We start from the raw sequence: 16,550 nt of genomic DNA on the forward strand, positions 1-16,550 counted from the left end.
GCGGCGGTGTCGGCGTTCGGGGTGAGCGGCACCAACGCGCACGTCATCCTCGAAGCCCCGCCCGCGCCCGTCACGCCCCCGGCCCCGGAGAGCGCCGACGAAGCGGCCCTGGTGACCACCGTCCTGCCCTGGGTGATCTACGCCCGCACCCACGACGCCCTCCGCGCCCAGGCGTCCCGGCTCGCCGACCACCTCGGCACCACCGCCCGGGCAGCCTCGGCGGACGTGGCGCACGCGCTGACCGCCACCCGTACCGCCTTCGACGAACGGGCCGTGGTCGTCGCCGCCGACCCGGCCGCCGCGCTGCGCGCCCTGGCCCGCGGGGAGGACCCCGCCGACGTGGTGCGCGGCACCGCCCGCCCGGACGCCACCGACGGCAAGACCGTCTTCGTCTTCCCGGGACAGGGCTCCCAGTGGCACGGCATGGCCGCCGAACTCCTCGACACCGCACCGGTGTTCGCCGCCGCGATCGAGGAGTGCGAGGCCGCTTTCGCCCCCTACGTCGACTGGTCCCTGACCGACGTGCTGCGCGGCGCCGAGGGCAGCCCCGACCCCGACCGCACCGACGTCCTCCAGACCGCCTTGTTCGCCGTGATGGCCGGACTGGCCGCCCTGTGGCGCTCCTACGGCGTCACCCCGGACGCCGTCGTCGGGCACAGCCAGGGAGAGGTGGCCGCCGCGTACGTGGCGGGCGGGCTCGGCCTGGAGGACGCCGCCCGGATCGTGGCCCTGCGCGCCCGCGCCCTGGAGAGCCTGTCCGGCCGCGGCGGCATGGTGGCCGTCGCCCTGCCCGAGGCCGAGGTCGCCGCCCGGCTCGCCGAACGCTGGCCCGGACGGCTCTCCATCGGTGTCGTCAACGGCCCCTCCGCCGTGGCCGTCTCCGGCGACCTGGACGCCCTGGACGAACTGCGTCTCGTCTACGCGGCCGAGGGCGTGCGCACCAGCGTCATCCCGATCGACTACGCCTCCCACTCCCCGCAGACCGACGCCCTGCGCGCCCCGCTGCTCGACACCGTCGCCGGCCTCGCCCCGCGCACCGGCACGATCCCGATGCTCTCCACCGTCACCGCCGACTGGCAGGACACCGCGGGACTCGACGCCGGCTACTGGGCGGACAACCTGCGCCGCACCGTGCGCTTCGAGGAGGCCACCCGCAGGCTCGCCGACACCGGGCACACCGTCTTCATCGAGGTCAGCGCCCACCCCGTGCTGACCGGCGCGATCCAGGAGACGCTGGAGCACCACCGCACCCCGGCCCGCCCGGTCGTCACCGGCTCCCTGCGCCGCGGACAGGGCGGACTCGACCGCTGGCTGCGCTCGGTCGCCGACCTGCACACCCAGGGCGTGCGCGTCGACTGGTCCGCCGCCTTCGGACCCGCCCCGCGCCGAGCGGGACCGGCCCCCCTGCCCACCTACGCCTTCCAGCGCGAGCGGTACTGGCTCGACGCCACCCGGTCGCCCGAACTCGCCGCGCCCACCGGCGGCGACGACGGCTTCTGGGGCCTCCTCGACGGACAGGATCCCGAGCGGCTCGCCGCGACCCTCGGCCTGTCGGCCCCCGAACTCGCCCCGCTGCTGCCCGCGTTGACGTCCTGGCGGGAACGCCGGCTGGCCGACGGTGCCTTGGACCGCTGGCGCCACCGCGTGGTGTGGCGGCCGGTCCGCGCGAACCGTCGCCCGGCGGGGGACTGGATCCTCGTCGTCCCCGACACCCACACCGACCACCCGGACGTACCGGCACTGGCCGCCGCGCTGGAGACCGCGGGCGCCCGCCCGGTCACGGTCCCGGTCCCGGCGGACGCCGACCGTGCCGCGCTCGCCGCACTCCTGCCCGCCGAGGCCACCGCCGACGCCACCGCCGTGGTCTCCCTGCTCGGCCTCGCCGAGGGCCCCCTCGACGGCCACACCGCCCTGCCGCGCTCCTACGCCGCCCAGGTCGCCCTGACGCAGGCCCTGGACGACACCGGTACGGCGGCACCGCTGTGGTTCCTGACCCGGGGCGCCGTCTCCACCGGCGCCGGGGATCCGGTGACCGACCCCGAACAGGCCCTGGTGTGGGGCTTCGGGGCGATCCTCGCCGCCGAGAACCCCGCCCGCGCCGGCGGCCTCGTCGACCTGCCCGAGCGGCCCGACGCCCGCGCCTGGGAGCGGACCGTCGCCCTTCTCGCCGACCGCCGCCCCGGCCACGAACGCGAGATCGCCGTCCGGTCCTCGGGGCTCCTGGCCCGCCGCCTGGTGCCCGCCGGTCCCTTCCCGCCCGCGCCCGCGTCCGGCGACGGCTGGACGCCGGCCGGCACCACACTGATCACCGGCGGATCCGGCGCCCTCGGCGGCCACCTCGCCCGCTGGCTCGCCGCCCGCGGGGCCGCACACCTGCTGCTGGTCAGCCGACGCGGCCTCGACGCGCCCGGCGCCGCCGAACTCGCCGCCGAACTGGAGGAGTCGGGCGCCCGCGTCACCATCGCCGCCGCCGACGTCGCCGACCGCGAGCAACTCGCCGCCGTGCTCGCGCTGGTCCCACCGGACCTGCCCCTGACCTCCGTCGTGCACACCGCCGCCGCCCTCCACGACGCCCTCATCGGCGAGTTGACCCCCGACCACCTCGACCGCTCCCTGCGCGCCAAGGTGACCGGCGCCCGCAATCTGCACGACCTCACCCGGGACACCGACCTGTCGGCGTTCGTCCTCTTCTCGTCCGTCGCCGGACTGTGCGGCATCCCCGGCCAGGCCAACTACGCCCCCGGCAACGCCTATCTGGACGCGCTCGCCGACCGGCGGCGCGCGGCCGGGCTGCCCGCGACCTCGATCGCCTGGGGACACTGGGCGGGCGACGGCATCGCCGCCGACGGCGCCGAGGAGACCCTGCTCCGGCACGGACTGGTCTCCCTCCCGCCGGCGGACGCCCTCACCGTCCTCGGCCGCATCCTCGACCACGACGAACCGCACCTCGTGGTCGCCGACGCCGACTGGCCCGCGCTCTTCCGCCGCCACCCCAACCCGCTCGCCGCCGAACTCCCCGGCGTCCGGGCCCGGTCGGCGGAGAACACCACCGAGACCGACGTCCGCCCCGACCGCTGGGCCGGACTCGGCCCGGCCGAACTGCGCCGCGAACTCCTCACCGTCGTCAGGGCGCAGGCCGCCGCCGTGCAGGGCCACGCCACCCCCGACGCCATCGACCCGACCCGGGCCTTCCGCGCCCACGGCTTCGACTCCCTGATGTCGGTCGAGTTGCGCAACCGGGTCTCCGGGGCGGTGGGCCGACAGCTCCCCGCCACCCTCGTCTACGACCACCCCACCCCCGCCGCCCTGACCGACTGGCTGGTCACCGAACTCTCCGGCCACACCGCCCAGTCGGACACCCCGGCCACGGCGGCGCGCACGGCCGCGGACGACGATCCGGTGGTGATCGTCGGCATGGCCTGCCGCTTCCCCGGCGGAGTGTTCTCCCCCGAGGACCTGTGGCGCCTGGTCACGGACGGCACCGACGCCCTCACCGAGTTTCCCGCCGACCGCGGCTGGGACCTCGACCGCCTCTACAGCGCCGACCCGGACCAGCCCGGCACCTCCTACGCCCGGCACGGCGGATTCCTCGACTCGGTCGCCGACTTCGACCCGGAGTTCTTCGGCGTCTCTCCGCGCGAGGTCCCGGCGATCGACCCCCAGCAGCGCCTGCTCCTGGAGACCACCTGGGAGCTGTTCGAACGGGCGGGCATCGACCCGACCGGCCTGCGCGGCAGCCGCACCGGCGTCTTCGCCGGGATCTCCGGCCGCGACTACGCGGGCCGCACCCAGGACGTGCCCGCCGAACTGGAGGGCTACCTCGGTATCGGCACGGCGGGCAGCGTGGCGTCCGGGCGGATCTCGTACACCTTCGGTTTCGAGGGGCCCGCGGTGACGGTGGACACGGCCTGCTCGTCGTCGCTGGTCGCGCTGCATCTGGCCGCGCAGTCGCTGCGGGCGGGGGAGGCCGATCTCGCGGTCGCCGGCGGTGTGCTGGTGATGTCCACCCCGACCGTCTTCGTGGAGTTCAGCCGCCAGCGGGCGATGTCACCGGACGGCCGGTGCAAGGCGTATGCGGCGGGTGCGGACGGGACCGGATGGGCCGAGGGTGTGGGCCTGTTGCTGGTGGAGCGGTTGTCGGACGCGCGGCGGCTGGGGCACGAAGTGCTTGCGGTGGTGCGGAGTTCGGCCGTCAACCAGGACGGTGCCTCCAACGGGCTTACTGCGCCCAGTGGTCCGTCGCAGCAGCGGGTGATCCGGCAGGCGCTGGCGGCGGGCGGGCTGGGCCCGGCCGATGTCGACGCCGTCGAGGGCCACGGCACCGGCACCACCCTCGGCGACCCCATCGAGGCGCACGCGCTCATCGAGACGTACGGCAAGGACCGCCCCGCCGAACGGCCGTTGTGGCTCGGCTCGGTGAAGTCCAACATCGGGCACACGCAGGCCGCCGCCGGTGCCGCCGGGGTGATCAAGATGATCCAGGCGATCCGGCACGGGGTCCTGCCCAGGACCCTGCACGTGGACGAGCCGTCCCCGCACGTCGACTGGTCGTCCGGCGCGGTGGAGCTGCTCACCGAGGCCCGCGACTGGCCCTCGGTCGACCGGCCGCGCCGTGCGGCGGTGTCGGCGTTCGGGGTGAGCGGCACCAACGCGCACGTCATCCTCGAAGCCCCGCCCGCCGAGCCCTCGGTACCCGAGCAGGGCACCGCGCCCGCCGTACTGCCGTGGGTCCTCTCCGCCCGCACCTCCGAAGCACTGCGGGCCCAGGCCGAACGGCTCACCGCCCACCTCCACGACTCCCGCCCCGACCTCCTGGACGTGGCCTTCTCCCTCGCCACCACCCGGGCCGCGCTGGAGGAACGGGCCGTGGTCGTCGGCGACCCGGAAGGTCTGCGCGCCCTGACCGACGGCACCTCCGCGCCGACCGTGATCACCGGTTCGGCCTCCCAAGGGGGCGGTCTGGCCTTCCTCTTCACCGGCCAGGGCAGCCAACGCGCCTCGATGGGGCGCGAGTTGTACGACACGTATCCGGCGTTCGCCGACGCCTTCGAGGAGGTCGCCGCCGTCCTCGATCCGCTCCTGGACCGCCCGCTCGCCGAGGTGATCGCCTCCGGGGACGGTCTGGACGACACCGTGTTCACCCAGCCGGCCCTGTTCGCCGTCGAGGTCGCCCTGTTCCGGCTGTACGCGTCCTGGGGCGTCCGCCCCGACTTCGTGGCCGGGCACTCCGTGGGCGAGATCACCGCGGCGCATGTCGCCGGTGTGCTGTCGCTGCCGGACGCGGCCACGCTGGTCGCCGCCCGGGCCCGGCTGATCGGCGCGCTCCCGTCCCGGGGCGCCATGGCCGCCGTCCAGGCCACCGAGGAGGAGGTCAGGGCCGAACTGCCCGACGGCGTGGACGTCGCCGCCGTGAACGGACCCCGCTCGGTCGTCGTCTCCGGTGACACCGAGGCCGTCCACGCGCTCGCCGCCGCCTTCGCGGAGCGCGGCCGGCGCACCCGGCACCTGACCGTCAGCCACGCCTTCCACTCCGCGCACATGGACGCCGCGCTCGACGACTTCCGGACGGTCGTCGCCGCCCTGGCCTACGAGCCGCCGCGGATCCCCGTGGTGTCCGCGCTCACCGGGCGGATCGCCGCCGAAGGGGACCTGACCACCGCCGAGTTCTGGGTACGGCACGTGCGGGACGCCGTCCGCTGGGCCGACGCGGTCCGCGCGCTCGACGCCGCGGGCGTGTCGACCTACCTCGAACTCGGCCCCGACGGCACCCTGAGCGCCCTGGTGCGGCAGACCCTCGGCGACACCGACGGCACATCCGGCACCACGGCCGACGTCGTCGCCGTACCCGCGCTGCGCCGGGACCGTTCCGAGCCGGCGACCGCGCTCACCGCGCTCGCGCACGCCCACGTCCGCGGTCACGCCGTGGACTGGGCCGCCTGCTTCGCGGGCAGCGGGGCCCGGCGCGTCGATCTGCCGACGTACGCCTTCCAGCGCCGCCGGTTCTGGCTGGAGCCCGGTACGGCCGCCGACGCGGACGCGCTCGGCCTCGGCAGTGTCGACCATCCCGTGCTCGCGGCCGCCGTGCCGCTGCCCGGCACCGACGGGCTGGTGCTCAGCGGCTCGCTGTCGCCGCGCACCCACCCCTGGCTCGCCGACCACGTCGTCCTCGGCACCCCCGTGCTGCCCGGCGCCGCCCTGGTCGAACTGGCCTTCCTGGCCGCCGAGTCGGCCGGCACCGGCCGACTCGGGGAACTCGTGGTCGAGACACCGCTGACCCTGCCCCGGCAGGGCGCAGTGAAGATCCAGGTGGCCGTCGACGCCCCCGACGCCGCCGGGGACCGGCCCGTCACCGTCCGCTCCCAGGCGCCCGGCGCCGACTGGGTCCGGCACGCCACCGGCATCCTCGAAGCGGGGCCGGGAGCCGCCGCCGACCGCATCGACGTCTGGCCGCCCGCCGACGCCGAACCCGTCCCCGTGGACGAGGTGTACACGGCCCTGGCCGCCACCGGCCTGGAGTACGGCCCGGCGTTCCGCGGCGTGCGCGAGGCATGGCGGGACGGCGACACCTACTACGCCGACGTCGTCCTCCCCGAGGAGCGGCGCGCGGAGACCACCGGGTTCGGCATCCACCCGGCCCTGCTCGACGCGGCCCTCCAACTCCCGGGCCTGCACGGGGAGTCCGAGGGACCCACGCGTCTTCCGTTCGCCTACCGGGGTGTCGCCCTGCACGCCACCGGCGCCACCGCGCTGCGGGTCCGGCTGACCGCGACCGCGGCGGACACCTTCAGCCTGCTCGCCGCCGATCCGACCGGCGCGCCCGTGGTCTCGGTGGACTCCCTCACCACCCGTCCGGTGCGCGCGGCCGCCGACGGCCTGTACGCCCTCACCTGGCCGTCCCTGGCGGACAGTTCGGCGGGCGGAGCCGAACCCTTCGACTGGACCGAGGTGCGTCTCGGCGAGGTCCCGGACGGCGCGAGCACCCCGCAGCGGGTCCGTGCCGCGCTGGACCAGGCCCTCACCACCGTGCAGGACTGGCTCGAGGGCGCGACGTCCGAGCGGCTCGTCGCCGTCACCCGCGCGGCCGTCGTCGTACACCCCGGCGAGGCACCGGATCCGGTCGCCGCCGCGGTCTGGGGCCTGCTGCGCTCCGCACAGACCGAGAACCCCGGCCGCATCGTCCTCGTCGACACCGACGGCAGCCCCGAGGCCGCCGCCGCGCTGGCCGCAGCCGTGGCCACCGGGGAACCCCAACTCGCCCTGCGCGGCGCCGACATCCACGTACCGCGCCTGGCGCCCGCCGACTCCGCACAGGCACCGGCCGAGCGCTGGAACCCGGACGGCACGGTCCTGATCACCGGCGGCACCGGCACCCTCGGCGCCCTGATCGCCCGTCACCTGGTCGCCCGAAGGGGCGTACGCCACCTGCTGCTCGCCTCCCGCGGCGGCGCGGAGGCGCCGGGCGCCGCCGAACTCCGGGCCGAACTCGTCGCATCGGGCGCCGAGGGCGTCGTCCTCGCGGCCGTCGACACCGCCGACCGCGACGCGCTGGCCGAGACGCTCGCCGCGATCCCGGACGCGCACCCGCTGACCGCCGTGGTCCACACGGCCGGTGTCGTGGACGACGGAATCACCACCGCGCTCACCCCCGACCGCCTGGACACCGTGCTGCGCCCGAAGGCGGACGGCGCCTGGCATCTGCACGAACTCACCGCCCACCTGCCGCTGGACGCGTTCGTCCTGTACTCGTCGGTGGCCGGGGTCCTCGGCTCACCGGGTCAGGGCTCCTACGCCGCCGCCAACACCTTCCTCGACGCCCTCGCCGCGCACCGCCGCGCCCACGGGCTGCCCGCCCAGTCCCTGGCCTGGGGCCAGTGGGAGCAGGCCAGCGGCATCACCGGCCATCTCACCGCCGCCGACCTCGCCCGCGCCCGGCGGGCCGGTCTGCGGCTCATCGCCACCGACCGCGGCACCGCGCTGTTCGACCGGGCGCTCGCCGCCCCGGCCGCCCACGCGGTACCCGCACCCCTCGACCTGGCGGCGCTCGGCGACCTCCAGCCGCTCCCTGCCCTCCTGCGCGACCTGGTGCGCCCGTCTCGCCGTACGGCCCGCGCGGCCGCCGACGGGCCGGCGCTGTCCGCCAGCCTCGCCGGGCAAGGCGGCGAGGAGCGGCGGGAGATCCTGGTGGCCCTCGTCCGGGAGGAGGCCGCCGCCGTCCTGGCCGCCCGGCCCGAATCGGTGGGCGCGCAGGCCCCGTTCAACGATCTGGGCCTCGACTCCCTGGCCGCCGTCGAACTGCGCAACCGCCTCACCGCCGTCTCCGGGCTGCGCCTCGCCGCCACGGTCACCTTCGACCACCCGACCCCGGCCGAACTGGCCGCCCACCTCGACGACCTGCTCGCCGCGGCGCCCCCGGAGGAGCCGGCCGCCGTCCACGCCCCCCGGCAGGGCGCCGACGACCCGCTGTCCACGCTCTACCGGCGGCTGGCCGCCGAGGGGAAGTTCACCGACGCCTCCGCGCTCATCGGCGTCGCCTCCGCGCTGCGCACCCGGTTCGCGGCTGCCGACCGAGACCGGCACCGCAAGCCGCCTCTGCACCTGGCACGCGGCGGGGCGGAGACGGCCGTCGTCTGCTTCCCCGCGCTCAGCGCCATCTCCGGACCGCACGAGTACGCCCGCTTCGCCCATGAATTCCAGGGCGAACGCGATCTGTTCGTGCTGCCCTCACCCGGCTGGGCCCCCGGCGACCCGCTGCCCGACAGCCTCGACACCTTCCTCGCCCTGCACGCCGAGACGGTCCGCGAGACCGTCGGCGAGGACCGGCCGTACGTGATCCTCGGCCGGTCCATGGGCGGCTGCCTCGCCAGTGCCGTCGCCGCCCGCCTGGAGGCGCAGGGCCGCGGCCCCGCCGGGCTCGTCCTGGTCGACACCTACCCCATCGACAGCGCCGTCCGCGAGGGCATGGGGGAATGGTGGATGACGGCCATGCTCACCGGCATGGTCGACCGCATCGAGACCTACGACATGGTCTGGAGCGACGCCAGCCTCACCGCGATGGGCGGCTACAACAACCTGTTCGCCCCCTGGCGGCCCGAGGCACTGGCCGCGCCCGTCTTCTCCGTGCGCGCCGACACCCCGCTGCGGCACACCGTCGTCGACCCGACGGGGCGGCACGACTGGCGCGCCTACTGGCCCGTCCCGCACGAGACCGAGGACGTGCCCGGCGACCACTTCACGCTCCTGGAGGAGCACACCCCGACGACCGCGGCCGCGGTACGGCGCAGACTCCACGCGCTGGAGAACCACGACCGCGGCAAGCACACCGCACTGAAAGGGAGTTGACGATGACGTCCGACACCGCACCCGACCCCCGGGTCGCCCTGGTCACCGGGGCCGCCTCCGGCATCGGAGCCGCCACCGCCCGGCTGTTCGTGGAACGGGGGCACCGGGTGGTCGCCGTGGACGTGGACAAGGAGGGCCTCGTCGCGCTGGAGGAGCTGGACGGCGTGGCCACCCTGGTCGGCGACGTCGCCGAGGAGACCACGAACACCGCCGCCGTACGGCTCGCCGTGGACCGCTTCGGACGGCTCGACGCCGCGGTGCTGAACGCCGGCATCGGCGGCGCCGGACCCCTGGAGTCACCCGGCGCGGTCGAGCGTTTCGACCGGCTCTTCGCCGTCAACGTCCGCTCCGTCGCCCTCGGCATCCGGGCGGCGGTGCCCGCCCTGCGGGCGGTCGGCGGGGGAGCGATCGTGGCCACCTCGTCCGTCTCCGGCCTGCGCGGCGACCCGGGCACCTGGGGGTACAACGCCACCAAGGCCGCCGTCATCAACCTGGTGCGCGGGACGGCGGTCGACTACGCGGCCGAGGGCATCCGGATCAACGCCGTCGCGCCCGGCGGCACCGAGACCGCGCTGACCGCCGCCCAGGTCGCCGACCCGCACTTCTCCGCGCTGATCACCGGCCGCATCCCGGCGCACCGCTGGGCGTCCCCCCGCGAGCAGGCCGAGGTCATCTGGTTCCTGACCTCGCCGGCCGCCTCGTACGTCACCGGCGTGACCGTCCCCGTCGACGGCGGACTGAGCGCCAACGGGGGCATCCTGCCGCCGCCGCCCGGCCCCGCCGACAGATGAGCCGCACCCGCCGTACCCACCGCACCCACCGCGCCGGCAGCCCGGTCCACCCGCACCCGCACCCGTACCCGCACCCGCACAGAACAGGAATCGCGATGAGCAGCAACGAGCACGACATCGAGGCCAACAAGGCCGTCGCCCGGCGCTACTTCGAGGAGTTCGTCAACGACCGCAGGCTCGACGTCCTGGAGGAGATCGTCGCCACGGACGCCGCCGACGAGACCCGGGTCGGCCCCGGCGGCACCGGCACCCGCGAGGACTTCCGGCAGCACGCCCAGTGGGTGTGGGAGAACGTCAAGGACCTCCGAGTCTCCGTGACCGACCTGGTCGCCGAGGGCGACCGGGTGATCGTCTTCTGGACGATCGAGGGCGTCCACGCGGGGAACATCTTCGGCGTCCCGGCGTCCGGCAGGCCCTTCACCGGCCGCAGCATCAGCACCCTGACCGTCCGTGACGGCCAGGTCGTGCGCTACACCGTGCTGCCCGACCGCCTCGGCATCATCCAGCAGTTGGTCGACACCCATCTGTAACTCCCGCCCCCTGGAGTCCCCTTGTCCCTGTACTCCGTCCTCACCCCGGCCGACTTCGAGGAACTGCGGCAGCTCCTCGCGCGGTTCGCGCACGTCTTCGACAACGGCGACACCGCCGCGCTGGAGGAGGTGTTCACCGACGACGGTGTGATCGTCCTGGCCGGGCCGGGACGTGAGTTCCACGGCCTGGAAGCCATCCGGGAGTTCAACACCGCCCTCGGGGACCGGTCGCCCGACCACCACACCCTGGACACGGTCTTCGACGTCGACCCGGAGGACCCGTACGGCACGGTCCGGGCCCGCAGCCGCTATCTGGCCGTGCTGCCCGACGGCAGCGTCCACAACGGCGACTACGTGGACGTCCTGGTCCGCACCCCCAAGGGCTGGCGGATCGCGCACCGCCGCTCGGTGCCCCGCCACCCCGTACGGGTCGGCTAGGGGTTCGGTAGGGGCGTGCGGACCGGACCCCGCGATTACGTTCGTCGTCATTCCCCCACGTCGTCCGCCAGTCGGCAGTCCGCCGCGCGCCCTTCCGAGACCCACCGGAGTTCCCTCATGCCCCTCGACCGCTCCAGAGCACTCGTCCTCACCGCCGTCGGCTCGCTGTTCCTCGCCGCCTGCTCCGGTGCCTCCGGCACGGGGAAGGGCGACGCCGCGGGCAAGCCGGTCAGCGGCGGCTCGCTCACCTACGCCGTGGACACGGAACCGGTGTCCTTCGACATCCACGCCAGCCCGCAGGACATCACCGGCGCCATCCAGCGCAACGTCTTCGACTCCCTCGTCCACCAGGACGCCGACGGCGAGTTCCACCCGTGGCTCGCCACCAAGTGGACCGTGTCCGACGATCTGAAGACCTTCACCTTCCATCTGCGCGAGGGCGTGAAGTTCACCGACGGCACCCCCTTCGACGCCCAGGCCGTCAAGGTCAACTTCGACCGGATCGTCGACCCCGCCACCAAGTCCCAGTACGCCTCCAGCCTGCTGGGCCCCTACACCGGCACCACGGTCGTCGACGACCACACCGTCACGGTGCGGTTCTCCTCGCCGGTCGCCTCCTTCCTCCAGGCGGCCAGCACCCCCTACCTCGGCTTCTACTCCCCGGCCGCGATCAAGAAGTACGGCGGCAAGCTCAGCGCCGGCGGAGCGGCCGACGTGGGCACGGGACCCTTCAAGTTCACGAGCTACACCAAGGGCCAGAGCGTCACCCTGACCCGCAACCCCGACTACGACTGGGCGCCGGACACGGCCGCCCACAAGGGCCCGGCCTACCTGGAGAAGCTGACCATCCGCTTCCTCTCCCAGGACGCCACCCGCGTCGGCGCCCTCACCAGCGGCCAGGTGCAGATCGCCGACCCGATCCCGCCCGCCGACGTCAAGACCGTCAAGGCGAACCAGCAGCTCGAGACCCTCACCACCCAGGCGCCCGGCGCCAATTACGCCCTGGTCCTCAACACCACGCAGAAGCCGCTGGACGACATCCGCGTCCGCCGGGCCGTGCAGCGCGGCATCGACATCGACACCGCCGTCAAGAGCGTCTACTTCGGCGTGTACAAGCGGGCCTGGAGCCCCATCAGCCCCACCACCCCGTACTACGACAAGTCCCTGGAGAACACCTGGGGTTACGACCCCGCCCTCGCGAACAGGAACCTCGACGAGGCCGGCTGGACGAAGCGCGACGCCGACGGGTACCGCACCAAGGGCGGCAAGCGCCTCAGCATCGAATGGCCGCTGATGCCGCAGGAGTACATCCGCGAACAGCGCGACACCCTCGGCCAGGCGATCCAGGCCGACCTCAAGAAGCTCGGCATCGAGATCAAGCGCCCCCGCCTCGACATCGGCACCTACATCGAGAAGGTCTACGCCGGCAAGGAGGGCATCGCCGACTACAGTTGGGCCCGCTTCGACCCGGACGTGCTGCGCCTGTACTTCAACAGCGCCAGCGACCCCCGCAAGGGCGGCCAGAACGCGACGTTCTACAAGGACGCCGACCTCGACAAGTGGACGAACGACGCGCAGGCCACGCTGGACAAGGACACCCGGCGCAAGCTGTACGGGGACACCCAGAAGAAGGTCGTCGACCTCGCCACCGAGATCCCGCTGTACGTCCGTACGGCCGTCGCCGGCGTCTCCACCTCGGTGCACGGTCTGAAGACCGACCCCAACACCTGGATCAGCTTCTACGACGCGTGGCTCGGCAAGTGAGGGCGACCGCCCTCCTGAGGCCCGTCGCCGGGCGCCTGGCGGCCGCGCTGGCCGTGCTGCTGGGCGCCGCGACCCTGGCGTTCCTGACGCTCCAGCTCATCCCCGGCGACCCGGTGTCGGTGATGCTCGGCCCCGGCACCGCGGCCTCGCCCGAGGTGCGGGCCGAGATCACCCGCGCCTACGGCCTGGACCGGCCGGTGGCCGTGCAGTACCTGCACTACCTCGGCCATCTGTTCACCGGCGACCTCGGCGAGTCCTACCAGCTCCAGCGGCCGGTGGCCGGACTGATCGGCGAACAGCTCTGGCCCACCGTCCAACTCGCCCTGTTCGCCCTGCTGCTGGCCGTCACCGCCGCCCTCGTCCTGGCCGTGGCGACGGCCGGACGCAACCGCGCCCTGCGCGGCCTGGCCTCCTTCGCCGAACTGCTGGCGGTGTCCACCCCGTCGTACTGGACGGGCATCCTGCTGCTGACGGCGTTCTCCTTCCGGCTTCAGATCTTCCCCGTGGCGGGGGCCCAGGACTTCGCGTCGCTGGTGCTTCCGGCCGTGACCCTCGCCCTGTCCCTCGCCGGAGTGCTGGCGCAGGTCCTGCGCGAGGGGCTGGAGACGGCGCTCGGCCAGCCGTTCGCGGTGACCGCCCGCGCCCGGGGGCTCAGCGCCACCGCCGTACGGCTGCGGCACGCGCTGCGGCACGCGGCGATCCCGCTGGTCACCCTCACCGGCTGGCTCACCGGATCGCTGCTCGGCGGGGCGGTCCTCGTCGAGACGGTGTTCGGCCGCCCCGGCATCGGCGCCCTCACCCTCCAGGCCGCCACCAACAAGGACATCCCGCTCGTCATCGGACTGGTGCTGCTGTCCGCGTTCGTGTTCGTCCTGCTGTCCACCCTGATCGACCTGCTCTACCTCGTGATCGACCCCCGGCTCAGGACCCGGTGACCCCCACCGCGTCGGCGAGAAAGGCCGCTGCACCCATGACCGTCGCCACCACCAGCGCCGCCCCGCCCCGGCGGGCGCCGCGCGGCCGACCGTGGCCGGGCCCGCCCCGGCCGGCGCCCCTGGCCGCCGCGGCCGCCCTGACCCTGATCGGTCTCGCGGCGGCCCACCCCGCGCTGTTCACCTCCGCCTCACCCGTCGAGACCGACCCCGCCCACGCGCTCACCGCCCCCGGCGCCGCCCACTGGTTCGGCACCGACCAGCTCGGCCGCGACCTCTTCACCCGCGTCCTCTACGGCACCCGCACCTCCGTTCTGCTCGGCCTCGGCTCCACGCTGCTCGCCGTCGCCGGGGGAGCGGCCCTGGGCCTGGCCGCCGCCCTCGGCGGGCGCTGGGCCGACCGCACCCTGATGCGGCTGGCGGACGTCCTGCTCGCCCTGCCGCCGATCCTGCTGGCCCTGCTCACCGTGACCGTCCTCGGCCCGGGCTCCGTCAACGTCACGATCGCCATCGCCGTCGCCTTCGCACCCGGCTACGCCCGCATCGTGCGCGCGGAGACCCTGGTCGTGCGCACCTCCGGATACGTCGAGTCCGCCACCGTGCTCGGTCTGCGCCGCCCCCTGCTGATCCTGCGGCACATCGTGCCCAACGCCCTCGGGCCGATGCTGGTCCTCGCCACCGTCGGCTTCGGCGCGTCCCTGATCGCGGCCTCCGGGCTCAGCTTCCTCGGCCTCGGCCCGCAGCCGCCCTCACCCGAATGGGGGACCATGCTCTCCGAAGGGCGCAACTTCCTCTCCACGGCCTGGTGGATCGGGGTGTTCCCGGGCGCGGCCATCACCTGCACCGCCCTCGCCGTCAACGTCGTGGGACGGCGGGCGCAGGTCCGCTTCACCCGGAGGACCGACCGATGAGCCTCCTCGACGTCGAGGGACTGCACGTGTCCTTCGGCCCCCTGCACGCCGTCCGTGACGTCTCCCTCTCCCTCGACCGCGGCGAATGCCTCGCCCTGGTCGGCGAGTCGGGCTCCGGCAAGAGCGTCACCGCCCGCGCGCTGGCGGGCCTGGCCGGACGCGGCGCGGCGGTCGGCGCCCGCCGTCTCGCCTTCGACGGCACCGATCTGCGCACCCTGCGGGAACCGGCGTGGCGGTCGCTGCGCGGGCGGCGCATCGGGCTCGTCCTCCAGGACGCCCTGGGCTCCCTCGACCCGCTGCGCCGCGTCGGCGACGAGATCGCCGAACCCCTGCGCACCCACCGGCTGCTGCCCCGCGCCGACGTCCCGGGCCGCGTCCTGTCGCTCCTGGCGGACGTCGGGGTCCCCGAGCCCGGCCGACGGGCCCGGCAGTACCCGCACGAACTCTCCGGCGGGCTGCGGCAGCGCGCCCTCATCGCCTCGGCCGTCGCCGCCGAACCCGACCTGCTGATCGCCGACGAACCGACCACCGCCCTCGACGTCACCGTGCAGGCCCAGGTCCTCGCGCTCCTCGACACGCTCCGCGGCCGCGGCACCTCCCTGCTGCTGATCAGCCACGACCTGTCGGTGGTGGCCGGCCTCGCCGACCGGGTGGCCGTCATGTACGGCGGACGCGTCGTCGAACAGGGCCCCACCGCCCGGGTCCTGGGCACCCCGCGCCACCCCTACACCCGCGCCCTGCTGGACGCCGTACCCGCCACCCACACCAAGGGCACCCGGCTGTCCTCGCCCCGGCCGCCCGGCACCCCGGCGGAGGCGGAGGGCTGCGCCTACGCCGCCCGCTGCCCCTGGGCGGACGACGACTGCCGCACCACGCTGCCCGAGCGCGACACGTACGGCAGCGTCTGCCACCACCCGCGGACGTCCCTCCTCCAGCTCGCCCCCGCGACCGCCGCCGGCACCGAACGGGCCTTCGGAGCGCCCCTGTTGGTGGCCGAGCACCTCACCAAGCGCTACCGGGCCCCCGACGGCACCGCCTACGACGCCGTGCGCGACGTGTCCTTGACCCTCCACGGCGGCGAGACGCTCGGCATCGTCGGGGAGTCCGGCTCCGGCAAGACCACGGTCGCCCGGATCCTGCTCGGCCTGACCGAACCGGACGCGGGAACCGTCCGCTTCCACGGCACCCCGTGGACCGGCGTGCCCGAGAAGCGGCGCCGGCCGCTGCGCCCGCGCGTCCAGGCCGTGCAGCAGGACCCGCTCGGCTCCTTCGACCCCCGCTACGACGTCGAACGCGTCCTGGGGGAGGCCATCGCGCTCACCGCGGTACGGGGGCGGCGCGAACGGCGTGCCAGGGCGGCGGCCCTGCTCGACCAGGTCGGGCTGCCCGCCTCCGTGCTGCGCCGGCGCCCCCGGGAACTCTCGGGCGGACAGCGCCAGCGCGTGGCCATCGCCCGCGCCCTGGCACCGGCCCCGGACGTCGTCGTGTGCGACGAACCGGTGTCCGCGCTGGACGTCTCCGTCCAGGCGCAGATCCTCGACCTCCTCGACGACCTGCGCCGCGAGACGGGCGTGACACTGCTGTTCATCTCCCACGACCTGGGGGTGGTCCACCACATCAGCGACCGCGTCCTGGTGATGAAGGACGGGGCGGTGGTCGAGTCCGGCGACGTCCGCACGGTCTTCGCACACCCCACCGAGCCCTACACCCGACGCCTCCTGGCGGCGGTCCCGGGCACCCCGTTCGCCCCGGCACCGACCCCGGTCATCCTGTCGTCCTCGGCTCCGCCTCCGCCGTGACGCGCGGCTCGGGCCGGGGGCGCAGCGGCGAGGGCCGCGAAGAGAG

The 16,550-nt window shown here is 74.8% G+C and carries 8 protein-coding genes; all 8 read left to right on the plus strand.

Translation table 11 applies throughout. From position 1 onward, the window contains the following. Positions 1-6: 6 nt before the first annotated feature. Positions 7-9,339, plus strand: coding sequence for an SDR family NAD(P)-dependent oxidoreductase (locus G6W55_RS05680; protein WP_309243641.1), 9,333 nt, complete (start codon positions 7-9; stop codon positions 9,337-9,339). A 2-nt stretch (positions 9,340-9,341) separates the two neighbouring features. After that, positions 9,342-10,130, plus strand: coding sequence for an SDR family NAD(P)-dependent oxidoreductase (locus G6W55_RS05685; protein ID WP_175519671.1), 789 nt, complete (start codon positions 9,342-9,344; stop codon positions 10,128-10,130). 95 nt (positions 10,131-10,225) lie between these two features. Next, positions 10,226-10,660: an ester cyclase gene (locus G6W55_RS05690; protein WP_085209693.1), complete on the plus strand. Its 435-nt coding sequence runs from the start codon at positions 10,226-10,228 to the stop codon at positions 10,658-10,660. Between the two features lie 21 nt (positions 10,661-10,681). Beyond that, positions 10,682-11,098, plus strand: a complete 417-nt coding sequence (locus G6W55_RS05695) for a nuclear transport factor 2 family protein (RefSeq protein ID WP_175519672.1) — start codon at positions 10,682-10,684, stop codon at positions 11,096-11,098. A gap of 117 nt (positions 11,099-11,215) precedes the next feature. Next, complete coding sequence (locus G6W55_RS38290; RefSeq protein WP_217686586.1) at positions 11,216-12,862, plus strand: ABC transporter substrate-binding protein; 1,647 nt, start codon at positions 11,216-11,218, stop codon at positions 12,860-12,862. Beyond that, a complete protein-coding gene (locus tag G6W55_RS05700) occupies positions 12,859-13,797 on the plus strand; it encodes an ABC transporter permease (protein ID WP_309243642.1) in 939 nt (312 codons plus the stop codon). The genes G6W55_RS38290 and G6W55_RS05700 overlap by 4 nt, the downstream gene beginning before the upstream one ends. A gap of 35 nt (positions 13,798-13,832) precedes the next feature. Next, positions 13,833-14,705 carry an ABC transporter permease gene (locus G6W55_RS05705; protein WP_175519674.1) on the plus strand — a complete coding sequence of 291 codons (873 nt, stop codon included), beginning with the start codon at positions 13,833-13,835 and terminating at the stop codon, positions 14,703-14,705. Next, complete coding sequence (locus G6W55_RS05710; protein WP_175519675.1) at positions 14,702-16,504, plus strand: ABC transporter ATP-binding protein; 1,803 nt, start codon at positions 14,702-14,704, stop codon at positions 16,502-16,504. Before G6W55_RS05705 ends, G6W55_RS05710 begins: the two co-directional genes overlap by 4 nt. The last annotated feature ends 46 nt before the right edge of the window (positions 16,505-16,550 follow it).

The sequence above is a fragment of the Streptomyces sp. CAI-85 genome, assembly GCF_013363615.1.
GTDB classification, from domain to species: Bacteria; Actinomycetota; Actinomycetes; order Streptomycetales; family Streptomycetaceae; genus Streptomyces; species Streptomyces antibioticus_B.